This is a genomic window from Sphingobacterium sp. MYb382 (assembly GCF_037572665.1).
Taxonomy (GTDB): Bacteria; Bacteroidota; Bacteroidia; order Sphingobacteriales; family Sphingobacteriaceae; genus Sphingobacterium.
Genome location: NZ_JBBGZT010000007.1, coordinates 142,075 through 165,144, shown reverse-complemented (window position 1 = coordinate 165,144; position 23,070 = coordinate 142,075). Strand labels below are relative to the sequence as shown.

21 protein-coding genes are annotated in these 23,070 nt (G+C 40.6%); 12 read left to right on the top strand and 9 right to left on the bottom strand.

Translation table 11 applies throughout. The annotated features are described in order from the left end of the window. Positions 1-76: 76 nt before the first annotated feature. Positions 77-1,054, bottom strand: a complete 978-nt coding sequence (locus WH223_RS01465) for a polyprenyl synthetase family protein (RefSeq protein ID WP_340045742.1) — start codon at positions 1,052-1,054, stop codon at positions 77-79. Positions 1,055-1,143: 89 nt separating this feature from the next. On the opposite strand from WH223_RS01465, the gene WH223_RS01460 reads away from it, so the two are divergent. Continuing rightward, positions 1,144-2,298, top strand: a complete 1,155-nt coding sequence (locus WH223_RS01460; protein WP_340045741.1) for a glycosyltransferase family 4 protein — start codon at positions 1,144-1,146, stop codon at positions 2,296-2,298. A 4-nt stretch (positions 2,299-2,302) separates the two neighbouring features. Continuing rightward, positions 2,303-2,632, top strand: a complete 330-nt coding sequence (locus WH223_RS01455) for a metal-sulfur cluster assembly factor (RefSeq protein WP_340045740.1) — start codon at positions 2,303-2,305, stop codon at positions 2,630-2,632. 73 nt (positions 2,633-2,705) lie between these two features. On the opposite strand, the gene WH223_RS01450 is transcribed toward WH223_RS01455, so the two are convergent. Together WH223_RS01450 and WH223_RS01445 are read right to left on the bottom strand one after the other, a co-directional pair. Beyond that, complete coding sequence (locus WH223_RS01450) at positions 2,706-3,947, bottom strand: cation:proton antiporter (protein WP_340045739.1); 1,242 nt, start codon at positions 3,945-3,947, stop codon at positions 2,706-2,708. A 4-nt stretch (positions 3,948-3,951) separates the two neighbouring features. Next, positions 3,952-4,431, bottom strand: a complete 480-nt coding sequence (locus WH223_RS01445) for a cation:proton antiporter regulatory subunit (protein WP_340045738.1) — start codon at positions 4,429-4,431, stop codon at positions 3,952-3,954. A 276-nt stretch (positions 4,432-4,707) separates the two neighbouring features. Between WH223_RS01445 and WH223_RS01440 the strand changes: the two genes are divergently transcribed. Further along, entirely contained in the window at positions 4,708-5,280 is a 573-nt protein-coding gene (locus WH223_RS01440) for a YceI family protein (protein WP_340045737.1), read from the top strand. A gap of 42 nt (positions 5,281-5,322) precedes the next feature. On the opposite strand, the gene WH223_RS01435 is transcribed toward WH223_RS01440, so the two are convergent. Continuing rightward, a complete protein-coding gene (locus WH223_RS01435; RefSeq protein ID WP_340045736.1) occupies positions 5,323-6,108 on the bottom strand; it encodes an MBL fold metallo-hydrolase in 786 nt (261 codons plus the stop codon). A gap of 115 nt (positions 6,109-6,223) precedes the next feature. On the opposite strand from WH223_RS01435, the gene recJ reads away from it, so the two are divergent. The 5 genes from recJ (at position 6,224) to WH223_RS01410 (ending at position 12,702) form a co-directional block, all read left to right on the top strand. Next, entirely contained in the window at positions 6,224-7,918 is a 1,695-nt protein-coding gene (gene recJ, locus WH223_RS01430) for a single-stranded-DNA-specific exonuclease RecJ (protein WP_340045735.1), read from the top strand. Positions 7,919-7,951: 33 nt separating this feature from the next. Next, the gene (gene lptB, locus WH223_RS01425) at positions 7,952-8,686 is read left to right on the top strand and encodes an LPS export ABC transporter ATP-binding protein (RefSeq protein WP_340045734.1); all 735 of its coding nucleotides are present in this window, start codon (positions 7,952-7,954) and stop codon (positions 8,684-8,686) included. Between the two features lie 26 nt (positions 8,687-8,712). After that, positions 8,713-10,227 (top strand): GH3 auxin-responsive promoter family protein, encoded by a 1,515-nt coding sequence (locus WH223_RS01420; protein ID WP_340045733.1) that lies wholly within the window; start codon positions 8,713-8,715, stop codon positions 10,225-10,227. A gap of 102 nt (positions 10,228-10,329) precedes the next feature. After that, entirely contained in the window at positions 10,330-11,397 is a 1,068-nt protein-coding gene (locus tag WH223_RS01415; RefSeq protein ID WP_340045732.1) for a branched-chain amino acid aminotransferase, read from the top strand. Positions 11,398-11,494: 97 nt separating this feature from the next. Beyond that, positions 11,495-12,702, top strand: a protein-coding gene (locus WH223_RS01410; RefSeq protein WP_445265598.1) for an IS3 family transposase whose coding sequence is annotated in 2 segments (ribosomal slippage) — positions 11,495-11,828 and positions 11,828-12,702 — 1,209 coding nt in all. Because the reading frame shifts where the segments join, the coding sequence is not laid out codon by codon here. A gap of 42 nt (positions 12,703-12,744) precedes the next feature. Here the strand turns inward: WH223_RS01410 and miaA are convergent. The 4 genes from miaA to pdxA all read right to left on the bottom strand — a co-directional run bounded on the left by miaA (position 12,745) and on the right by pdxA (position 16,966). Further along, positions 12,745-13,671: a tRNA (adenosine(37)-N6)-dimethylallyltransferase MiaA gene (gene miaA, locus WH223_RS01405; protein WP_340045730.1), complete on the bottom strand. Its 927-nt coding sequence runs from the start codon at positions 13,669-13,671 to the stop codon at positions 12,745-12,747. Between the two features lie 74 nt (positions 13,672-13,745). Beyond that, on the bottom strand, positions 13,746-14,339 hold the full coding sequence (locus WH223_RS01400) for an IS1096 element passenger TnpR family protein (protein WP_340045729.1): 594 nt from the start codon (positions 14,337-14,339) through the stop codon (positions 13,746-13,748). A 58-nt stretch (positions 14,340-14,397) separates the two neighbouring features. Next, a complete protein-coding gene (locus WH223_RS01395) occupies positions 14,398-15,816 on the bottom strand; it encodes a CCA tRNA nucleotidyltransferase (protein ID WP_340045728.1) in 1,419 nt (472 codons plus the stop codon). Between the two features lie 94 nt (positions 15,817-15,910). Continuing rightward, on the bottom strand, positions 15,911-16,966 hold the full coding sequence (pdxA, locus tag WH223_RS01390; protein WP_340045727.1) for a 4-hydroxythreonine-4-phosphate dehydrogenase PdxA: 1,056 nt from the start codon (positions 16,964-16,966) through the stop codon (positions 15,911-15,913). A 103-nt stretch (positions 16,967-17,069) separates the two neighbouring features. Here pdxA and rsmA point away from each other — a divergent pair, with 103 nt between their 5' ends. From rsmA to WH223_RS01375, 3 genes are read left to right on the top strand one after another with little or no spacing between them, the layout of a single operon-like run. Beyond that, positions 17,070-17,849 (top strand): 16S rRNA (adenine(1518)-N(6)/adenine(1519)-N(6))-dimethyltransferase RsmA, encoded by a 780-nt coding sequence (rsmA, locus tag WH223_RS01385; protein ID WP_340045726.1) that lies wholly within the window; start codon positions 17,070-17,072, stop codon positions 17,847-17,849. Positions 17,850-17,852: 3 nt separating this feature from the next. Next, complete coding sequence (locus tag WH223_RS01380) at positions 17,853-19,031, top strand: FAD-dependent monooxygenase (protein ID WP_340045725.1); 1,179 nt, start codon at positions 17,853-17,855, stop codon at positions 19,029-19,031. Then, the gene (locus tag WH223_RS01375) at positions 19,018-19,953 is read left to right on the top strand and encodes an NAD(P)-dependent oxidoreductase (protein WP_340045724.1); all 936 of its coding nucleotides are present in this window, start codon (positions 19,018-19,020) and stop codon (positions 19,951-19,953) included. The genes WH223_RS01380 and WH223_RS01375 overlap by 14 nt, the downstream gene beginning before the upstream one ends. On the opposite strand, the gene WH223_RS01370 is transcribed toward WH223_RS01375, so the two are convergent. Beyond that, the gene (locus WH223_RS01370) at positions 19,931-20,812 is read right to left on the bottom strand and encodes a UbiA family prenyltransferase (protein ID WP_340045723.1); all 882 of its coding nucleotides are present in this window, start codon (positions 20,810-20,812) and stop codon (positions 19,931-19,933) included. The genes WH223_RS01375 and WH223_RS01370 overlap by 23 nt on opposite strands. A gap of 175 nt (positions 20,813-20,987) precedes the next feature. Between WH223_RS01370 and acs the strand changes: the two genes are divergently transcribed. Further along, the gene (gene acs, locus WH223_RS01365; RefSeq protein ID WP_340045722.1) at positions 20,988-22,904 is read left to right on the top strand and encodes an acetate--CoA ligase; all 1,917 of its coding nucleotides are present in this window, start codon (positions 20,988-20,990) and stop codon (positions 22,902-22,904) included. Positions 22,905-23,070: the final 166 nt, after the last annotated feature.

The following is a 23,070-nucleotide window of genomic DNA, read 5'->3' as shown; positions in this document are numbered from 1 at the left end:
TTCGCTAAAATAAACATGTTACTTTGACAATGTAACAAAAAAGGAATAGTTTTTCACTAATTAAATTAAAATACTATTATTTTTCGCGATGCATAAGGGCATCAGCCAAAGCAAATAGAGGTTCCTTACGCTCGTCAGCAATCTTAATTGCATGCAACTTCTCGTAAGCAACGGCTGTAAATTCTTCTTTTCTCTTATCTGCTAACGCTTTAATTGTGTATTTAGCGTATAAAGCTTTCATATTTTCAATCTTTTCAGCGTCAGCGATGGTCGTACTATTCAACAAATCTTCCAATAATGGGCGGTCTGTTTCCGAGATAAGCTCCTTCAGCTTGATATAAAGTATTGTCTTTTTATTGGACAAGATGTCTCCTCCTACTTGTTTACCAAAAGTTTCAGGATCGCCATATACATCTAAAATATCATCCTGAAGCTGGAAGGCAATACCAAGGTTAACACCAAAGTCATAGATTAAGGCTTGCGCCTCAGCGTCGGCATGACCGATAATTGCCCCCATTTGAAGGGCACCTCCTAACAGAACGGATGTTTTTAAACGAATCATTTGGATATATTCCTCCTCTTGAACACGCTCCAACTTCTCGAAATCCATATCCAGCTGTTGTCCTTCACAGACCTCAATAGCCAATTTATTAAACACATGCAAAAGCTCGGCTACCTTCGCTGCTTCACACTTAGCCAACTCGGCATATGATTTTACGAGTAAGGCATCGCCCGATAAGATGGCAATGGTATCATCCCATTTATGATGAACGGTAGGTTCACCACGACGCAATGGCGCGCGGTCCATAATATCATCATGAATCAAAGAAAAGTTGTGAAAAAACTCAATGGCTGTACTCGCAGGTAACGCGGCTTCTACGGTATCCTTATCAAAGAGCTCCGCCCCCATCAATACCAAAAGCGGACGAATCCTTTTTCCCGCTAAGGCCAAAATATAACGAATAGGATCGTATAGATGAGCTGGATTTTCGGGAAACGTGGTACTTTCTAAATGCTGCTGAAAGCGCTTTGCGTATGCTAAATTTTGGAACATCTGTTTTCTGTATAGTCATGCGAAGATAACTATAATATTTCTTGTAGTTTTCCCTAATGGCAAAATACTATATTTGTAGAAAGGACCATATGCGCATTTTTATTATTCACAATTTCTACCAACATGCTGGAGGCGAAGATGCCGTTTTCCAACAGGAAGTTCATGCGCTCTCCGAAGAACATCAAGTAGAAACATTCACCTGTCAAAATAAAAAGGGATTCAAAGGAATTCAACAATATCTATCGTATCCTTTCAACATCCGCGAAGCGAAAAAAATAGCGCAACGAGTAGCTGTATTTAAACCCGATGTGGTACATATACACAACCTTCACTACGCGTTGGGCCCCTGGCTGATTCGTCAAATTTATAAGCTTGGAATCCCTGTGGTCATGACGCTACACAACTACAGACTCTTATGCCCTTCGGCAACATTGTTTTTTGCTGGCCAACTTTTCAGGGCTAGTCTACAAGAAAATTTTCCTTGGACAGCTGTGAAGAATAAAGTTCTAGACCATTCGTTTCTTAAAACATTCCTTACTGGATTCACCTACTGGTGGCACCGTAGGCTTGGCACATGGAATCAAGTAGCACGTTATATTGTGCTTTCTGATTTTGCTAAGAACAATTTTGTACAATCTACCTTCCCAGTTCCTGCCGAACGATTTACCGTTAGGCCCAATGCTGTCGATGTAGAAAGATTGCAACAGGAACGTACACATACGTTCATTTACATCGGTAGACTATCCGAAGAGAAAGGGATTATCCCTTTACTACAGGCTATTGCCGACACCTCTTTTACGCTCAAAGTATTTGGAACAGGTCCACAACAGGCGCTAGTGGAAGAACTGCAAGCCCAACATACGAACATTGAATATATGGGCTTCCATAGCCAAGAGCGATTACGTCAAGAATTAGAAACTGCTACGGCTTTAATCGTGCCTTCCGTTTGCTATGAAGGCATGCCGATGAGCATACTCGAAGCTTTCGCCAAAGGAACTCCTGTAGTAGCGAGCAACATTGGCATTTTACAAGAAATGGTCGTACCTTTGTTCACCGGTTTATCTTTCGATCCTTATCAAAAAGAAAGTATCAAAAGAGCTTTAGCTGAATGGATAGCTTTAAGTCAAGCACAGAAGGAAGAAATCGGTAATAATTGTCGCCAGGTGTACGAAAAGAACTACACCGTAGCACAAAATATGCATAGACTACTGGCAATCTATCAGGAAGTCCAAATTAAAAATTAAGACAATGAGCATAATTATATTAGACAAACTCAATCTCGCCAAAGAGATCCAAGCACAGCTGGAAACGGTTTACGATCCAGAGTTAAAGCCGGCTAATATTGTCGACTTAGGCTTGGTTTATGAGATTATCACCAAAGAAGGGGGCATCGCTAAGATTGTAATGACCCTAACAGCACCAGGCTGCCCTGTGGCTGGTGAAATTATGAATGAGGTACAACGTAAAGTTGCCGCCGTAGAAGGCGTCTCTGAAGCTCTTGTAGAGCTTACCTTTGATCCACCATGGACAAAAGACATGATGACGGAAGAAGCAAAATTAGAATTAGGATTTTTATAGTCTTAACATCTATATAAAAAAGAGCCTACAACAAGTTGTAGGCTCTTTTTTATATAGATGTTCATGCTGGATTTTACTCTTTTGTTCCAGCTTCTAGCTGACTTAATGTTTTTCGTGGTTTAATCGGCGTAGCATCCTGACCAAACAGCTTCGTCCATAGCGTTCTTGACTCTTTGGTCAACAAGGGCGATACAATTGATAAAATCAATACATACACTACGACAAAGGATTGCAGCATTGGCATCAATCCGCCTGCCTTACCAATATTAGCCATGATAATGGAAAACTCACCACGTGCAGACAGGGTAAAACCAATATCGAAAGATGTTTTAGGTTTCATGGAGGAGAAACGAGAAGCGAAATATCCAGATGCCACGTTACCGATAATGGTAACTACCGCAGCAAGAGACGCCCATCCTACCGCACCACCTAGGGTATACATATCTATCGTCAACCCGAAGTTGAAGAAAAACATAGCCCCAAAGAAGTCTTTATAAGGCAGAATCATGCCTTCAATTTTCTTAATATATTTAGAGTCGGCGAATACCAAACCTGCCATCAAAGCACCAATTGCTTCAGCCACATGAATGGTTTCTGAGAATCCTGCAATTAAAAATAGCAAGCTAAAAATAATAAGAATAAAGAGCTCGGAGCTTTTTTTATCGAGTACTTTATCAATGGCTGGCACTAGCTTTCTGCCAAGCACCAGGAAAGTAAGGATAAAGCCCAACGCTAAAAGCGACGTTCCTGCAACGGCCCAAAAGGAAGTTCCTCCAGTAAGGATAAGCCCTGAAAGGAAAGAGATGTGCATGGCGATAAATAAATCGTCAAACATAATCATCCCCATAATGACCTCCGTCTCCGGGTTGGCCGTACGCTTCAAGTCGGTAAGCACTTTAGCTACTATGGCCGTTGAAGAACTTGTCATCACACCACAAAGCACCATCATCTCCTTGAAGGGTAGATCCATTAACCAACCGACAAGCAGACCCGACACGAAGTTTATCAGCACATAGACCGTCCCTCCAGTGACAATCGATTTACCCGACTTCATCAGTCGGCTCACCGAGAACTCTAATCCTAAATAGAATAGTAGAAAGAGAACCCCTAGCCTTCCCATAAAGTCGATAAAAGGCTTACTCTCGGTAAAGCTAAGATCGATATGCCAAAACTGAGGAGCATGCTGCCCAAGAACCATACCTATAATAATGAAAAACGGAATAACCGAAAAGCGCAACTTATTTGCCAATAAACCAACAAGGGCGACTAAGAAAACAGCAACTCCGACTTCAAGTATTAAGGTAGGTGACAGCATAGAATTAAATTAGGATCTCTTTAAGTAGTTTGATATTCATTTTTTTTCCGGCGATGACTAATGTCGTACCCGGCGTGATGATGTAATCAGGTCCTGGATTGATAAGGCTCTCCTCATTACGGATAGCCGCAATGATGGATGCTCCTGTACGTTGACGTACTTCCAATTGACCGATACTTTTGTTAACGCCATCACTAGCCTCTCCGACTTTGTACCATTCGATACGTAAATCATCAAGAGCCACTTCGATGGTTTCTAGTGCTTTTGGTTTGTAAGACAATCCGCCTAATATGCCGGCTACCTGACGAGATTCTTCATCCGAAAGGGTCATTACACAATGGGTCTCATTATCTTCAGCATCCGCACGGTACAATTCACGTGTTCCGTCATCGTGGATAACGACAACCATGTTATCGCCCGCTTCAGTCTCGATTTGATATTTCTTCCCAATACCAATCAAGTCACTTTCTCTAACTATTGACATAGCAAAAAAATTTATTGATTAACGCCAAAATAAATATTGGCTGCTACAAATTTAGCAAAAATTTTAAAAAGGAGACCTATAATGCCCGTTTACGTATGGACTCATTGTCATAAAAACCAAGATAACAACAAGTTACCCCAATAACGCATACAAAAGAGCATCACCTAAAAATAAAGCCATTTTTTGTCTTAAAAAAGATACAAAAAAAGTCTACAACAACTCTAGGCATTACAAATCTTTATCTATCTTTAGATTGAATAAATACTAATAAACACCATGAAAAAAAATAGCTTCATTCTCCTTTTCTTCATCGCCATTACTAATTTGGCTATTGCACAAAAAAACAACTTTACACTAGACACTAAAAGCTCTTCTATCCAATGGGAAGCTAAAAAAGTGATTGGTGGTCACGTAGGTACCATTGGTATCAAAGACGGAAAAATAGCCGTAGATAAGAACAAAATTACAGGTGGTGAATTTACCATCGACATGACATCTTTGCTATGTACAGATGCGCCAAAAGCGACGGATCACTTAAAGAATGAAGACTTCTTCCATGTAACCAAATTTACAACGGCGAAATTCGTGATTACGAAAGTAGATAACAGCAAAGCGCAGCCTGTGGTAACGGGTAATTTAACGATTAAAGAAAAGACTAAATCTATTTCTTTCCCTATTAAGGTAACTGCAATCTCAGCCCAAGGCGTAGAAGCGGAAGCCAGCAATATTAAGATTAATAGATTAGATTATGATATTCGCTTCCGCTCGAAAAGTCTTTTTACAGACTTAGGTGACAAAGCTATTGAAGATGAATTCACACTGAACATCAAAATCAAAGCAACGAAGTAAGACATAAAAAAAAGAGCCCTCTACTCGGGCTCTTTTTTTATGCTATTTAATAGCAACATCGACGATTCTAAAGCTTCCGTCGGGCTGCTGCTCTCCTTTACCAATGGAGATACTTTTGGAGTGGTAGAAAAGATACGTCCAATCATCTTCTCTTCCTTCTTCCCAATATTGTTTACGTAAATCACGTGATAAGCGACCATCAAAGTCGTACTTAGCGACAAAGTTTTTAAAGATCTCTTCTGGCTCTGGTAACACATCGCCACCAAAGAAATAATGCTCTCCGCCGGTGTGTATGTGAAATACTTGATGGTGCGGTGTATGTCCACCACTAACCTGATAAGAGATCTGATGATTTACCTGTCCATCGCCATCCAATAAAACGAGGTTTCCGCTACGCTGAATCACATCGAATATTTCTGTTTTGTAGGAAGGGTTTTCACCACTAAAGGCATATTCCCATTCTTCACGCTGCACATAATACTCTGCATTAGGAAAAGCAACGCGTGCTACGCCATCTTTAAAATCAACCATTCCACCGGTATGATCTTTATGCAGGTGGGACATCAGCACATATTTTACATCCTCAGGCTCGAAGCCCAATCGGCGAATATTATCGTGAATCATCAAGCCGCCATCTTCATTCGAAAAGCCTAAACCCGTATCACATAAAATTAAACCGTCATCCGCCACAATAAGGAAAGGATGTACATGTACAAAAATGGATCCTTTTCGCGTTAATGGGTCGTCTTTTGCAGCATCAAAAGGCACAAAAGCCTTACTTGCATCGACAGAAAAAGAACCCTCGTAGAGTGTATAAGCTTGTATCATATCAAATTAAATTGTAAACAAGTAGGTTTCAGAATATTAGTCCACCCAAGCCTTTCGGGATTAGGTAAACCAATTTACAAAACGTATATTTACCCGTTAATACAGGGGCAAAGATATGCAAAAAAGGTGGGTAATAAAGCCAAAAAATAATGCTACAAAAACCGAAAAACTAAGGAATGAATTGGGTGTAAGCCCAGTCATTACAGAGTTACTCCTCAACCGCAATGTCAGCACTTTCGATGAGGCCAAGCTATTCTTCCGTCCGGAATTGGACATGCTTCATGATCCGTTCTTGATGCAGGATATGGATAAAGCAATATACCGTATTGAACAAGCTATCGGCAATAAAGAAAAGATTTTAATCTACGGAGATTATGATGTCGATGGTACTACTGCCGTTTCCGTTGTCTACAGTTTTTTCAGAGATTTCCATTCTGGTATTGAGTTTTACATCCCCGATCGCTATGTCGAAGGGTACGGTATCTCTACCCAAGGTATTGACTATGCCGCTGAGCATGGATTCTCCTTAATCATTGCACTAGACTGTGGTATTAAGGCGAATGATAAAATTGACTACGCAAAATCAAAAAATATAGACTTCATCATTGGCGATCACCATTTGCCAGGCGATGAAATTCCTCAGGCGGTAGCCGTATTGGATCCGAAGCGTAATGATTGTGCCTACCCTTACAAAGAGCTTTCGGGCTGTGGTATAGGCTTCAAAATTATTCAAGCATTCATCCAGAAGAATGATATGGATATCCAACTGGCTTATCAGTACCTCGACCTCGTCGCGGTGAGTATTGCCTCGGATATCGTTCCGATTACGGGAGAAAACAGAATATTGACACACTACGGATTAAAAAAGCTGAATACCAACCCTAATTGTGGTCTGCAAGCGCTTATCAATCTTTCCTCCAATAAAACAGGACAGTTCTCCGTTAATGATATCGTCTTCCAAATAGGTCCACGGATCAACGCGGCAGGACGTATTGAACACGCTAAAGATGCTGTAAAGCTTTTAATCTCAAAATCACTGCAAGAGGCTAAGGATTTTTCGGCTACGGTAGATGATCAAAATAACCAACGTAAGGATTTAGATTTAAAAATTACGGAAGAAGCACTAGCCCTTATTGGTGGTGATGAAGCCTTGATAAAACGTAAGTCAACGGTTCTCTACAAGGAGGATTGGCATAAAGGTGTTATCGGTATCGTGGCTTCCCGTCTAACGGAAAAATATTACCGCCCTACCATTGTGCTTACGAAGACCAATGGACATGTTGCGGGATCGGCACGATCGGTTATCGGCTTTGACCTTTACGAAGCATTAAGCGAATGTGAAGACCTTCTAGAGCAGTATGGTGGACACAAATATGCCGCAGGCTTAACGATGTCGACGGAAAAAATTGAAGCTTTTCAAGAGCGTTTTGAGCAAGTTGTAACTAAATTAATCAAACCGGAAATGCTTCAGCAGGAAGTATTGATTGAAACGGAGATTAAACTCAATGATATCGAAGCTAAATTTTACCGTATCCTTAAACAGTTTGAGCCTTATGGTCCACAAAACGAAGCACCTATCTTTTTAACGAAGAAAGTGCAAGGAACGGGATATATTGTTGGTAACAACCACTTAAAAGTAACTATACGCCAAGCAGACACGCCAAATTTTGAATGTATAGGCTTTGGATTAGCGGAGCATTTAGATTTCATCAATAGCGGACAACCTTTTGATATCTGCTATACTATTGAAGAAAATAACTGGCGTGGCAAAAAGAATTTACAATTAAATATCAAAGCAATTCGATATTAGAATATATTTGTAATCAAACGATTAACAGAGAAGATGATACTAAAGGCTGAAAACCTCGTCAAAAAATATAAGCAACGTACTGTTGTCAACGATGTTTCCTTTCATGTGGAACAAGGGGAAATCGTAGGTCTATTAGGCCCAAACGGTGCTGGAAAAACGACTTCCTTTTACATGATTGTTGGCTTAATTAAGCCAAATGATGGACATGTATACCTCGACGACCAAGAGATCACACAAGATGCGATGTTTCAGCGTGCTCAAAAAGGTGTCGGTTATCTAGCACAAGAGGCTTCTGTATTTCGTAAGCTTTCTGTAGAAAATAACATCCTTGCTGTTCTGGAAATCCATTACCCAAATAAGGAAGAGCGTTTAGCAAAGCTTGAGGAGCTGTTGACGGAATTTAGTTTACACCGTGTACGCAAAAACCGTGGTGATTTACTCTCGGGAGGAGAACGCCGACGTACGGAGATTGCACGCGCTCTTGCTGCAAACCCAAGCTTCATCCTCTTGGATGAGCCTTTTGCTGGGGTAGACCCTATTGCGGTAGAAGAAATTCAGACCATCGTTTCTAAATTAAAGCGCAAGAATATCGGCGTATTAATTACCGACCACAATGTGCAAGAAACGCTGTCTATCACCGATAGAGCATACTTACTGACGGAAGGTAAAATCATGCTTACCGGCACGCCTGAAGAAATCGCGAGCAATGAACTTGCCCGTAAATTCTACTTAGGTCGTCACTTTGAATTAAGAAGGAAAAAACTTTAACCTAGCCTCTTACATCCTAGAAAATTATGGCATTACTAAATTCTCTGTTTACTTGGATTATGAAAAAGCGCATACATCAAATTGAGCTTTTCATGAAATATCCACATGATGTACAAGAGGAGTGGTTCCAAAGTTTAATTTCTACAGCAGAGGCTACAGAATGGGGCAAGAAATACGACTACACGAGTATCCTTACGCCTGAAGAGTATAAAAATCGTGTGCCTATTCAAGACTACGATGATGTAAAAGTATACGTAGACCGCATGATAAAAGGAGAGCAAAACCTAATTTGGCCTTCGGATATCAAATGGTTTGCGAAGTCATCGGGCACCACTTCCGACCGTTCCAAATTTATTCCGGTAAGCTTGGAAGCCTTAGAAGATTGTCATTACCAAGGAGGGAAAGATATGCTTTCCATCTTTTGCCATAACAAGCCAGAAAATAAAGTATTCACAGGAAAATCGGTGGTTATCGGTGGCTCATCACAGATTAACAATTTTAGCCCTGACTCCTACTATGGAGATTTATCATCTATCTTAATTCGTAATCTCCCTTTCTGGGCGGAGTTCAAGCGTACGCCAAACTTGGAGGTAACCTTAAACCCTAATTTCGAAGAGAAGATTGAACAAATAGCACAGATCACCATCAAAGAAAATGTAACCAGTTTGGCAGGTGTGCCAACGTGGAACATCGTAATGGCTAAGCGTGTGCTTGAGATTACAGGAAAGGATAATTTACTGGAAGTATGGCCTAACTTGGAGTTTTATGGACATGGTGGCGTCAGCTTCAAACCATACCGTGAGCAGTTTAAGCAACTGATTCCTTCGGATGAGATGTACTACTTGGAGAATTACAATGCTTCAGAAGGTTATTTTGGCCTTCAAGACCAGTCTGACTCTGAAGACCTCCTACTGATGCTCGATTACGGCATCTACTATGAGTTCCTACCAATGGAAAATATTGATGACGAGCGTCCACATACTTTAGCTCTTCACGAAGTAGAACTCGGAAAAAATTATGCCTTGATTATTTCTACCAATGCTGGTTTATGGCGTTATAAAATTGGGGATACCATCAAATTCACTTCTTTATCACCTTACCGTTTTCAAATATCAGGACGTACAAAGCAGTATATCAACACCTTTGGTGAAGAAGTTATTGTAGACAATGCTGAACAGGCATTGCATGAAGCCTGCAAAAGAACGGAAGCCATTATCAAAGACTATACCGCTGGCCCTTCCTATTTTAAAGATGGCAAAGCGGGTGCTCATGAGTGGATTATCGAATTTGAAAAACAACCTACCGATTTTAATACCTTCTGCACAACCTTAGATAGCACCCTTCGGGAGATAAACTCCGATTACGATGCGAAGCGCTACAAAGACATGGCTTTGACAGCTCCTATCATACACAATGCTGGTCCAGATAGTTTCTACCACTGGATGAAATCTAGAGGTAAATTAGGCGGACAAAATAAGGTACCTCGTCTTGCTAACAACCGAGAATATCTAGACTCGCTATTAAAAATCATCAATAGTTAGTCTTTATTTTTCAAGCAAATACCCTTCTAATCGAAATTAGCCCCTCACTTTGGGCTTTCTATTGATTCTTTTTTTTAACTTGCGCATTCTAAATATTATGTAATGAGCGGGAAGAATATTAATTCAATTCGCGTAGAGCCAACCCAACAATCAAGACTCTCGCAGGTAGATTTCAATAACTTGAAATTCGGTCAGATTATGACTGACCATATGCTAGTTGCTAACTATGAAAACGGCACTTGGACAGACGTCAGCATCGTACCTTACGGTGATTTATCGATTAGTCCTTCTATGTCAGCTCTTCACTATGGACAAGCTATTTTTGAAGGTATCAAAGCCTATAAGTTTGCTGACGGAACAATCAGTATCTTCCGTCCGGACAGAAACTTGGAGCGTTTCAATAAATCAGCTTCACGTTTACAAATGCCAGAAGTGCCAGAAGATATCTTCATTGGTGGCTTAAAAGCCCTTTTGGACATCGACCGTGCTTGGGTACCAAGCTTAGAAGGAACGGCACTTTACATTCGTCCTTTCATGTTTGCTACAGAAGCAGCACTAGGCGTACACCCATCTATATCGTACAAATTTGTAATCATCTGCTGTCCTGTAGGTGCATACTATAGCAAACCTATCAGCTTAAAAGTGGAAACACATTATACACGTGCTGCTGAAGGTGGTGTTGGTTTTTCTAAAAATGCGGGTAACTACGCTTTATCTCTTTATCCAACGCAGTTGGCAAATGATGAAGGTTATGACCAAATTATGTGGACTGACGCTAGTGAGCATAAATATGTTGAAGAAGCTGGAACAGCCAACTTAATCTTCCGTATTGGCGACACGATTATTACGCCACATGGCGACACTATTTTACATGGTGTTACCCGTCGTACGATTATCGAACTAGCTGAAAAATGGGGATATAAAGCTGAACAAAGAAGAGTATCTGTTGCCGAGCTATTAGACGGTATTAAAAATGGTACTGTTACAGAGGCTTTCGCCGCAGGAACAGCAGCTACCATTACACATATTTCTAAAATCGGCTTAGCTGGTGTTGATTATGAATTGCCTCCTGTAGAAGGACGTGAATTCTCCAACAAGGTATTAGATTACTTAAACCAACTACGTTACGGTAAAATTGAAGATCCTTTTGGATGGAACAATATTGTGTAAGCATATATAAATAACGAAAAAGCCATCTTTTAGAAGATGGCTTTTTTTTATGCCGATGTCCCGTCCTGAAATAAGTTGACAGCTAACTCAACTTATCATGAAAAAAGCACTAAAGAACAATTTACGACGCAGTCAGCGAGATTATAGTCTGGCTTTTAAATTATCTGTTGTTCGTCAAGTAGAAAAAGGCGAACTGACCTACAAGCAAGCACAATCTCATTATGGTATTCAAGGCCGAAGTACGGTTTTGGTCTGGTTAAGAAAACTTGGTAACTTAGATTGGAGTTTACCAAAGCAATACACTATGAATAAGCATATTGACCCTAGCCCAGAGCAACGTATTAAGTTATTAGAAAAGGCTTTGAAAGATGAACAAGATCGCAATCTTGTTTATAAAACGATGTTTGAGATTATGGAAAAAGAATATGGTATGGTTGTGCCAAAAAAGCTTTTATCCAAAGACTTCGGGAAAAAGGGATAATCAGCCTTTCCAAAGTCTGTAAACTGTTTGGGATTAGTCGGCAAGGTTACTACAAAAAATTAAATCGTATTCATTCTCGGTTATTAGAATTGCAACAAGTTAAGCAGGAAGTTCTCAAAGAACGGATGTACCTTCCTCGTTTAGGAACACGTAAGCTATACTTTATATTGAAAGAACGATTTAATGCGCAGCATATCAAAATAGGCAGAGATGCACTATTCAATTTCTTACGTTCGGAACATTTATTAATAAAGCCAGCAAGAAGTTACATCAAAACAACCAATTCAAAACATTGGTTGCATAAGTACCCTAATCTACTAAAAGAGAAAAAGGCTATCAGAGCAGAAGAAATCTGGGTTTCAGACATCACTTATATCCAAACTCATGAAAAAACTGCCTATTTAAGTTTAGTAACAGATGCTTGGTCTAGAAAAATTATAGGATTTCATTTGCACCATGATTTAAGCACTGATGGTGTCGCCAAAGCATTAAAAATGGCTATTAAATCAAGAAAAAGCCATCTTCCGTTGATACATCATTCTGATAGAGGGGTACAATACTGTTCAAATCAGTATCAAGAAATACAGCGTAAAAACAATATTACTTGTTCAATGACTGACGGCTATGATTGTTATCAAAACGCTCTTGCTGAAAGGATAAATGGTATATTAAAAAATGAATTTCTGATTAGTAAACCTAAAAACATAAAACAAGCGAACACAATGATCAGGCAATCAGTTAAATTATACAATAATAGAAGACCACATACAGCGCTAAAATATAAAACGCCTGGTCAAGTACATAAACAAAAAATCCTTACTTGATTAATCAAGTAAGGATAGTTATCGTTAAATTTATACGTCAACCTATTCTAGGACGCTACACGATGGTGTAGTTTCCAAAAACTGAATAATCCCCGTTATGTCTTGAGGTTCAAACCAAGTGGTGTTCCCATATTTCTTGAACCAGGTAATTTGTCGTTTCGCATATTGTCTTGAATGTTGCTTAATCTTATCAACAGCTTCCTCAAGCGATAACTTACCATCAAAATAATCAAATATCTCGGCATAGCCCACCGTTTGTAAAGCTGGCTTCTGCTGATATGCTTTTAAGGATTCTACTTCTGCTAGTAGTCCTTTTTCCATCATTATCCCCACACGCAGATTGATACGTTCATACAATTTAGCTCGGTCCATATTCAAACCAATTGTAACCACTTCAAAAGGACGACGTGCTAAATCACTCACATGGTAAGAAGAGAAAGGCTTGCCTGTTGCCTCATACACTTCTAATGCACGGATAACACGCTGCGAGTTGGAGATATCTACGGTAGCATAGTAAGCTGGGTCTACCCCCTTTAAGCGCTCTTGCAAAGGTTCTATCCCTTCAGCTTCAAACGTAGCGTTTAATTGCTCACGAATTTCTGCTGGCGCCTTCGGCAAATTATCTAAGCCTTCGCAAACAGCACGCACAAATAAACCAGATCCACCAACCATAACGGCGACATCATTATGGGCAAAAATTTCCGTAAGCTTTGCTAATGCATCACGTTCAAAATCACCCGCCGAGTAGTCTTCAGCGATGCTATGGGAGTCTATAAAATGATGCTTTGCCTGTGCGAGTTCTTCCAAATCAGGCTTAGCCGTCCCAATGGTCATCTCTTTATAAAACTGTCGAGAATCAGCCGAAATGACTTCCGTACCATAATGATTCGCTAACTGAATCCCCATGGCAGTCTTCCCTACAGCAGTAGGTCCAACCACAACAATCAAACGTTTTTTATCTTTCTGCATAACGGATGAAAAAAATACCTTAAACGCAAGTTTAAGGTATTTTCTTAATTTTTATTTTATAGCGTTAGTAAGCATTAATATTCGTCTTCGAATCCTCTTTCTGGCTTCTCTTCTCCTTCACCACCCTCTTCTTCATCTTCACCGTCGAACAAGTCAAAGTCCTCATCATCATCTACGCCATATTCTGTATCGTCTACTGGTACATCCTCTTCATCATCGTCGTCGTCTACATCAGTAGCAACAGGGAATAACGATGCTGCAGCACTTTTTGGAGCCTCACCAACCGACTTAAATAATGCCGGATATTCCTTTCCATCTTCTTCCTTTAAGATTTTTATCAGTTCAACATGAAAGTCATACGGACGATCGAAGTTATAGATGTAATAGAATTTCTGATGTGGATCATCAATAAATTTACTCATTTTGACCTCTTCCACCTTTAGTACACCGCTAGCAGTTTTTCTATCCGTTGGTAGAAAAGCTATCTCCGTTCCTTTTTTCCATTGATCATTGCTCACGTAAAAAGACGAAGACACATCCTGATTATACCCAGTAGTTTTATGGATTGCAGCATGCAATTCCAAAAAGGTACTCTTAGAGGGCATATCTATCTCCCGATAAATATCTTCATAATCCTCAAAAGTAACTCGAAATCTGTAAATAGCCATTTTTGTTATATCCTATGCTTGTTTTTCAATCCTAAAATTACAATAATTTTTAAAAAAATTAAGGGAGGATTTCATTTTTAACGTTCAATCCCATACGTTCACCTTCTTGCAAAACAAAGGCCAAAGCTTCGTCACGATTGTTGGTAATATCACCTTCTAAAATCGCTTCACGCATGGCATTTTTTAGCGTCCCGATAACACGCCCCGGCGCAAGCCCAAAAAGGTGCATTATATCTTCACCAGAAACAGGAGGCTGCCAGTTTCGCACCTGATCACGCTCCTCGACATCCTTCAATTTCTGTTTTACCAGCTCGAAGTTGTTTCGGTATTTTTTCTTTTTAAATTCGTTCTTTGTCGTCACGTCGGCATGACACAGCAACATCAATCCATCGATATCATCACCTGCCTCAAAAAGTAGACGGCGTACCGCCGAATCAGTGACAATATCCTGTGCCAAAACAATAGGACGCAAGTGTAACTGTACCAACTTCTGCACAAACTTCATCTTTTCATTAAGCGGAAGTTTCAACTCAGCGAACAACTTAGGTACCATTTTAGCACCTCGATCTTCATGCCCGTGGAAGGTCCATCCTACACGTTTATCAAATCGCTTCGTTGCAGGTTTAGCAATATCGTGCATAATAGCTGCCCAACGCAACCATAAATCGTCCGACATTTCAGCCACGTTATCCAACACTTCTAGTGTATGGTAAAAATTATCTTTATGTGCTCTTCCATCGATGGTATCTACCCCGTAAAGGTTGTACATCGCTGGAAAAATCTCTTTCAATAAGCCTGTATCAAACAAATACTTAAAACCTGCCGAAGGACGATTAGACAATATTATTTTATTCAGCTCATCAGTAATACGTTCCTTCGAAATAATACGAATACGCGTTACTTGATCCGTAATCGCCTGAATGGCTTTGATATCAATCTTAAAATTAAGCTGAGTGGCAAAGCGTATCGCTCTTAACATCCGCAAAGGATCATCCGAAAAAGTAATAACAGGATCTAGCGGCGTACGGATTACACGGCTTTCTATATCTGCTAATCCATCAAAAGGATCAACCAGCTCACCAAAGCGATTGCCATTCAAGCAAAAAGCCATAGCATTAACTGTAAAGTCACGTCTATTTTGATCGTCGGCCAAAGTGCCATCCTCTACAATAGGGTTTCTGGAATTGGAACGGTAGGACTCTTTGCGGGCACCAACAAATTCAATATTGATATGGTCGTGCACCAACATAGCAGTACCAAAACTCTTGTATACAGCTACTTTAGTACGTAAAATATCACCCAATTTATTAGCGAAATCTATTCCACTGCCTACCACCACAATGTCCACATCGTTCTTAAAGGCACGTCCCATGATTCGATCACGAACATAACCGCCAATCACATAGCAGTCGACTTGTTCCTGATCTGCTAAATGGCTGATTTTTTGAAAAATGGGATGTTGTAAATTCTCTCGCATAGCAAACCTGTATAGGTAGAAATCTATTAGCGGGCAAAAATACGGAAAATTAGGTATAATCCGGTAGTTTCCGTGGGATAAAAGGTCTTAACGACTAATCTCTATCCTTAGAAAGTCTACGGAATGCCAATGGATTTGCCGTCAACTCAGCCTGTTCTCTACGACATTTAACAATATGTACCGCTGTAAAAATAGCCTCTAGGAAAGATTCATGAGACGCCACATTTTTACCGGCAATATCGTAGCCTGTCCCATGATCTGGAGAGGTGCGCACCGTAGGTAATCCTGCGGTATAGTTTACCCCTTTGCGTGCTGCAATATGTTTAAAAGGAATTAAGCCCTGGTCATGATACATCGCCAAAACCGCATCAAATTTGGTATAGGCATCAGCCGCAAAGAAGCCATCCGCAGGGTAAGGACCAAAGCAGAAGATACCTTGCTCATTCGCTTTTTCTACTGCTGGACGCACCACTTCGTCATCTTCTTTACCAATAATACCATGATCGCCTGCATGTGGGTTTAAGCCCAACACAGCAATTTTAGGCTTTTGAATCCAAAAGTCTTTTTTAAGACTCTCGTGCATCATTTTCAGCTTATGAATAATCGCATCTTCGGTGATGGTCGATGCGACATCTTTCACAGGGATATGTCCCGTAACAACCCCAACACGAAGTTCATCGGTAATCATAAACATCAACACGTCATCCGCATTGGCTTTCGCTTGTAGATATTCGGTATGGCCAGGGAAGTTAAATCCTTCCTGTTGAATATTATGCTTATTAATTGGAGCCGTAACAAGGGCATCAATAAGGCCTGCATTTAGGTCGGCAACAGCTCTTTCTAAGGATAGAAAAGCATACTTACCTCCTATTTCATTGTCTTCACCCAAGGAAAGCTTTACATCTTCTTGCCAGCAGTTGATCATATTTGCACGCTTAGCGTTTGCTTGATCTGCCGACTGAATAACATTGAAGCTAAAATCTTGGATTCCGATAGCTTTACGGTGGAATGAAGCTACTTTAGTATTTCCATAAACGATAGGTGTGAAATAATCTAGCACACGATTATCAAGCAATGATTTAATAATCACCTCCAACCCAATGCCATTCACATCGCCAACGGTAATACCAATTTTTAATTTTTCACTCATCTCTTAAAAGCTTTGATTCAAAAATACAAAATTTACCATATAAAAGGCCGTTTGAAAAGCAAATTGTTAGGAATAACTATCTTTGTATTCTATTCTTTATACTATGAGTACAGTACGCGCGAAAAAACACCTAGGACAGCACTTCTTAAACGACAAGAATGCTGCACAAAAAATTGTCAATGCTTTAGACCCTTCACTTGGTTTTAAACAAGTTCTGGAAGTTGGTCCTGGTATGGGCGTACTTTCAGATTTCCTTTTACAAAATGAATCCTACGAAACGTGGATGATTGATATCGATGAAGAATCCATCGCTTTCTTGGACGACAAATATCCACAGCTAGAACACCGCCTTATCAGTGGTGACTTTTTAGCCTTAGATTTTTCGGCCCACTTTGACGAAAAAATGGCCGTTATCGGTAACTTCCCTTATAATATATCATCACAGATTTTATTTAAAATATTGGAAGAGCGCAACCGCGTAATACAAATGGCGGGTATGTTCCAGAAAGAAGTAGCGGAACGTTGTGTTGCTAAACCAGGTTCTAAAGAGTATGGTATTCTTTCCGTCTTTTTACAAACCTACTACGATGTGCAATACTTATTTACAGTAAAAGCTGGAGCCTTCAATCCGCCACCAAAAGTACAATCGGGGGTTATGAAGATGACGCGTAATAAGCGTGAAACATTGGATTGCGATGAGAAGTTATTCTGGCGTGTTGTTAAAGCAGGCTTTAACCAACGCCGCAAAACGCTACGCAATTCCCTTTCTGCGGTAGTGCCGAAGGATAAAATGTCAGATAATCCTTTGTACGAGCTACGTGCTGAAAGATTAACCGTGGAAGACTTTATCAGTTTAAGCAAAGAGATAGGTCAAAGCCTATAACTTATGGAAGCTACTACTGATAGATTTATCATCATTGGAGGAGGAATAGCTGGCCTTTGTGCTGCTATCGGTCTTCAATCTATCGGTATGGAAGCCCATGTCTATGAAGGAGCACAAAAACTTAAAGGTATTGGCGCAGGTTTCGGCCTTGCGGCCAATGCCATGCAAGCTTTAGCCTACCTTGACTTGCGTGATGACATCAGCAAACTGGGCCATTTCTTAGACTCTTACAATATCCTTGATGACCAAGGTCATATCCTAGTTGCTCCCGACACCAAGTCGATTAGCAGCAACTACAATCAAGACAATTTCGCCATTCATCGGGCCGACCTCCATCAATTTTTATTAGGTAAAATTCCTGCGGAGCAGGTTCACCTAGGCAAAAGAGCGATTTCATTCACGAAAGAAAAAGAGCTCGTTACCGTTCATTTTTCCGATGGAAGTTCCACGACAGGCAAAGCCCTATTGATTGCCGATGGTGTGCACTCTCTTTTACGTCAACAACTTATTCCGGAGTCGGCACCACGCTACTCGGGGTATACCTGTTGGCGTGCAACTATCGACAACAGCAGTATACAGCTACAAAAAAGTACGGAAACATGGGGCAAGAAGGGTCGCTTTGGCATGACTCCGCTTGTCGGAAACCGTATTTACTGGTATGCATGTATCAACAGCGAGGCTCAAAACCCTATCCTGAAAAACTGGACAACACGTGAATTACTAGCTAACTTTAGCGATTACCACGCCCCTATACCCCGTATCATTCAAGAAACGAAAGAGAGCGATTTGCTATGGAATGACATTATTGACATTGCACCATTATCACAACTCGCTTTTGACAATATATTACTGATGGGGGATGCAGGACATGCCACGACACCCAATTTGGGACAAGGCGCCTGTCAAGCCATTGAAGATGTAGCCGTACTTATTGATGAACTTAAAAAGCACACAACGCTTTCGGAAACGTTCAAAAATGTGGAAAGAAGGCGCTTAGCTCGCGTAAATTACATCACGAACACCTCTTGGAGAGTCGGACAAATTGCCCAATGGGATAACACCGTATTGATTAATATCCGTAATTTTCTCATGAAAATTATGCCGAACAAGCTTAAACAAAGCCAAATAAATAGATTATTATCCGTTGACTTCATGAAAATCAATGCTAATGAAAAACACTAACATCCTTATCGTCGACGACGTTCACGAAATCTTATTAGAAAGATTACGTGCTGCACATATAGATTTTGATTACCAACCGGATTTTACGCGTGCCGATGCGGAGAAGGTCATTGAAAATTATACCGGATTGATTATACGTTCTAAATTTCAGGTAGACCAAAGTTTCATCGACATTGGTTTAAACCTACAGTTTATAGCACGTGCTGGCGCCGGTATGGATAATATAGACCAGGAATTTGCCGTAGGCAGAGGCATCCATCTTATTCCTGCTAATGAAGGAAATCGCGACGCCGTAGGCGAACACATGATTGGTATGTTGCTAAGCTTGATGAATAACCTCAATAGAGGACATCGCCAGATTGCCGCAGGACAATGGAATCGCGAAGAAAATAGAGGACATGAGCTTAAGGGTAAAACTGTAGCCTTGATTGGCTATGGTCATAACGGACAGGCTATGGCCAAGAAACTATCCGGATTTGACGTTAAAGTTATCGCTTACGACAAGTATAAAACAGGATTCTCGGATGCCTATGCACAAGAAGTATCCATGGAAGAAGTGGTCAAACATGCTGATGTGGTAAGCTACCACATTCCGTTGACGCACGAAACGAGCAATATGATTAATGAGGAATATCTCTTCCACTTCCGCAAGCCTATTTTCTTTTTGATGGGTGCTCGTGGAGGCATCGCCAAGATACCAGCGGTGCTTAAAGCGCTCGACGAAGGGAAAATTATTGCAGCAGCTTTCGATGTGTTACCTGTAGAGAAGTTCCCTACACTGGCTGAGCAAACATGGTTTACAGACCTTACATCACGAGACAACGTATTATTGAGTCCACACGTAGCGGGCTGGACTTTTGAAAGTTACTACAAACTATCGGATGTATTAGCGGATAAAATTATCGCAGCAGCGAAAAAATAAATAAGACTAAAAGGACGATTACAAACTGCAATACCAAGGCTAAATCTAGCAGGTAAGTATAGTGATAATGTTCTTTTTTCTTAAACACAAAGAAACGCAGTATAAAAGCCACCAAGAGATTGGTGGCCAATATGCCCACCTTAATCGGAAAACTAACAACCGAGAAATACAGTAAAAGACTGTGGACTAACAAAAGACCATAGCACAATAGAATAGCCTTCCGCTCTCCCAAAACAGTAGGAATTGTCTTCAAGTGGTAATAGGAATCTTGTGCCATATCGCGAATATCAAATGGCAAGGTACATATCACTAAAAAGACAAACTTAAAGACAAATAACGTGACAAATAAGTCTGTTGCGACCGGAGTACCCTGCGCATACAACTCCACGGCAGGCAAGGCTACAGAGCTCAATGCCCACACCAAAGCAATATGAAATACTTTCAAGGCGGGCAATTGTCGTAATCCTCCCCATTTACCTTCACGCCGAATAATCGGAGCGGAATACAGAAAACTTATGAAGCCTATAAATCCTAGAAACAAAAAGCTGTATAGATGCACCTGAAAGAGTGCATAGCCGAGCAAAATCGCGGCAATAACCATATTTAAGACCATCAGCCAGGTATGGCTAAATATCCATCGTGTACGCAGATAAGGCGAAGCGGCTGGATTTTTTGGTTTCGCCAAAAGCAAACTACTGTTGTACAAAAGCAACGTAGCAGCTCCTTCTATAAGGATGATAAAAGGCTGATAAGGTCGATCAAACACAAGGTATGTCAGTGCACATTGGGCAGCAGCGGCCAACGCAATCAAAAGATTGGTAAACACTAAGAAATAATAGCCCTTTCTTAAAAATTGCATATATGTTAAAAAACTAACAACTAGTTATTAAATTACTCAAAATAAGTCATTATCCTATTTAAAATTGACAATAATCACAAAAAAAACTAAATTAGCTCATTGAGTTTCAGTGCAGACGTGATTGAATAAATGATTGTCCGTATTGAATAAAAGTATGATAATATTACCAAAAAATATGAGCCTACAAATTAAAAGTTTCGAGGAATATCAAGAAGTCTACAAACGTAGTGTTGATGAGCCGGCAGCATTCTGGGGAGAAATTGCTGAAAATTTCTTTTGGAAAAGAAAATGGACAAATGTATTAAATTGGAATTTCAGCGAACCGAATATCAAATGGTTTGAGGGAGGAAAAGTAAACATTACCGAAAACTGTCTAGACAGACATATCTATAATTTAGGGGATAAACCAGCTATCATTTGGGAACCAAACGACCCGAACGAAGCACACCGTGTTTTGACCTACAAACAACTACTCAGCAAAGTAGAAACCTTTGCTAATGTTTTAAAAAATAACGGCGTTAAAAAGGGCGATCGTGTATGTATCTACCTACCGATGGTTCCTGAGTTGGTAATTGCCGTATTAGCCTGTGCTCGTATTGGTGCTATCCACTCCGTTGTGTTTGGTGGTTTCTCTGCGCAATCTATTGCTGACCGTATCAACGATGCTGAATGTAAATTGGTTGTAACAGCTGATGGCGGCTTTAGAGCTAACAAAGTATTGGAACTAAAATCTATCGTTGACGATGCTTTAATGCAATGTCGCGGCGTAGAGCGTGTCATCGTCCTTACACGTACACGCACACCGGTATCGATGATCAAAGGTCGTGACGTATGGTGGGAAGATGAAATCAGCAAAGTAGAGACACAAGGCAATCCGCCATGTCCAGCAGAAGAAATGGATGCTGAAGACCCTTTGTTCATTTTATACACATCGGGATCTACAGGTAAGCCTAAAGGGGTAGTACACACCACCGGCGGCTACATGGTGTATACTGGTTATACTTTCTCCAATGTGTTCCAATATCAACCTGGTGAAGTTTATTTCTGTACAGCAGATATCGGTTGGATTACCGGACATAGCTATATCATCTACGGACCATTATCGCAAGGTGCTGTTTCCTTAATGTTTGAAGGTACGCCTACGTACCCAGATGCAGGCAGACTATGGGATGTCGTAGATAAACACAAAGTAAATATTCTATACACAGCACCTACTGCTATCCGTTCGTTGATGGCCTTTGGTGATGAATACGTAGATAATAAAGATTTAAGCAGCATCAGAAAATTAGGTTCTGTTGGTGAGCCTATCAACGAAGAGGCTTGGCATTGGTATAACGAGAAAATTGGTAAAGGCAAAGCGCCAATTGCCGACACTTGGTGGCAAACCGAGAATGGAGGTATCCTTATTGCACCAATGGCGGGTATATCACCAACGATTCCTAGTTATGCTATGCTTCCACTTCCGGGAGTGCAGCCTTGCTTAATGGATGAGAATGGTCAAGAAATTGAAGGAAACGATGTTAGCGGAAACTTGTGTATCAAGTTCCCTTGGCCTGGTATGTTGCGCACGACTTGGGGCGACCATGAGCGTTGTCGTCAAACCTACTTCGCTACCTATGCCGATAAATACTTCACGGGCGATGGATGTTATAGAGATCCTAACGGTTATTACAAAATCACAGGTCGCGTAGATGACGTATTAAATGTTTCAGGCCACCGTATCGGAACGGCCGAAGTAGAGAATGCTATTAATATGCACTCTGATGTTGTAGAATCTGCTATCGTAGGCTACCCACACCCTGTCAAAGGACAAGGTATCTATGCTTACGTTATTGCAAACCACCACATCGATGAGGACAGCACTCGTAAAGATATCCTACAAACGATCACACGCTTGATTGGTGCTATTGCGAAACCGGATATTATCCAGTTCGTAACAGACCTACCGAAAACACGTTCCGGAAAAATCATGCGTAGAATCTTACGTAAAATCGCCGAAGGTGAAACAGAAAACCTAGGTGATACCTCTACACTACAAGATCCTACAGTCGTGGAAGCTTTAATCAAAGGCTCTGCAGAACTTAAAAAGTAAAAATAAATAGCTATACATACAGGCACCCTAGGGTGCCTGTATGTATTTTCTAGCATACGCAACAAGCCTAAATCCTTCCTTTTCTTGCTAAAGAACGTGTACGAAGCAGCTTTTATAACAGAAAAAAAACGACACAAAGTTGCACCTTCAAACGGCTTTAATTTCA

What these genes read in the sequence shown, in the direction of transcription:
- WH223_RS01465 (WP_340045742.1), bottom strand. Translation starts at nt 1,054, where the DNA reads ATGTTCCAAAATTTAGCATACGCAAAGCGCTTTCAGCAGCATTTAGAA.
- WH223_RS01460 (WP_340045741.1), top strand. Translation starts at nt 1,144, where the DNA reads ATGCGCATTTTTATTATTCACAATTTCTACCAACATGCTGGAGGCGAA.
- WH223_RS01455 (WP_340045740.1), top strand. Translation starts at nt 2,303, where the DNA reads ATGAGCATAATTATATTAGACAAACTCAATCTCGCCAAAGAGATCCAA.
- WH223_RS01450 (WP_340045739.1), bottom strand. Translation starts at nt 3,947, where the DNA reads ATGCTGTCACCTACCTTAATACTTGAAGTCGGAGTTGCTGTTTTCTTA.
- WH223_RS01445 (WP_340045738.1), bottom strand. Translation starts at nt 4,431, where the DNA reads ATGTCAATAGTTAGAGAAAGTGACTTGATTGGTATTGGGAAGAAATAT.
- WH223_RS01440 (WP_340045737.1), top strand. Translation starts at nt 4,708, where the DNA reads ATGAAAAAAAATAGCTTCATTCTCCTTTTCTTCATCGCCATTACTAAT.
- WH223_RS01435 (WP_340045736.1), bottom strand. Translation starts at nt 6,108, where the DNA reads ATGATACAAGCTTATACACTCTACGAGGGTTCTTTTTCTGTCGATGCA.
- recJ (WP_340045735.1), top strand. Translation starts at nt 6,224, where the DNA reads ATGCAAAAAAGGTGGGTAATAAAGCCAAAAAATAATGCTACAAAAACC.
- lptB (WP_340045734.1), top strand. Translation starts at nt 7,952, where the DNA reads ATGATACTAAAGGCTGAAAACCTCGTCAAAAAATATAAGCAACGTACT.
- WH223_RS01420 (WP_340045733.1), top strand. Translation starts at nt 8,713, where the DNA reads ATGGCATTACTAAATTCTCTGTTTACTTGGATTATGAAAAAGCGCATA.
- WH223_RS01415 (WP_340045732.1), top strand. Translation starts at nt 10,330, where the DNA reads ATGAGCGGGAAGAATATTAATTCAATTCGCGTAGAGCCAACCCAACAA.
- miaA (WP_340045730.1), bottom strand. Translation starts at nt 13,671, where the DNA reads ATGCAGAAAGATAAAAAACGTTTGATTGTTGTGGTTGGACCTACTGCT.
- WH223_RS01400 (WP_340045729.1), bottom strand. Translation starts at nt 14,339, where the DNA reads ATGGCTATTTACAGATTTCGAGTTACTTTTGAGGATTATGAAGATATT.
- WH223_RS01395 (WP_340045728.1), bottom strand. Translation starts at nt 15,816, where the DNA reads ATGCGAGAGAATTTACAACATCCCATTTTTCAAAAAATCAGCCATTTA.
- pdxA (WP_340045727.1), bottom strand. Translation starts at nt 16,966, where the DNA reads ATGAGTGAAAAATTAAAAATTGGTATTACCGTTGGCGATGTGAATGGC.
- rsmA (WP_340045726.1), top strand. Translation starts at nt 17,070, where the DNA reads ATGAGTACAGTACGCGCGAAAAAACACCTAGGACAGCACTTCTTAAAC.
- WH223_RS01380 (WP_340045725.1), top strand. Translation starts at nt 17,853, where the DNA reads ATGGAAGCTACTACTGATAGATTTATCATCATTGGAGGAGGAATAGCT.
- WH223_RS01375 (WP_340045724.1), top strand. Translation starts at nt 19,018, where the DNA reads ATGAAAAACACTAACATCCTTATCGTCGACGACGTTCACGAAATCTTA.
- WH223_RS01370 (WP_340045723.1), bottom strand. Translation starts at nt 20,812, where the DNA reads ATGCAATTTTTAAGAAAGGGCTATTATTTCTTAGTGTTTACCAATCTT.
- acs (WP_340045722.1), top strand. Translation starts at nt 20,988, where the DNA reads ATGAGCCTACAAATTAAAAGTTTCGAGGAATATCAAGAAGTCTACAAA.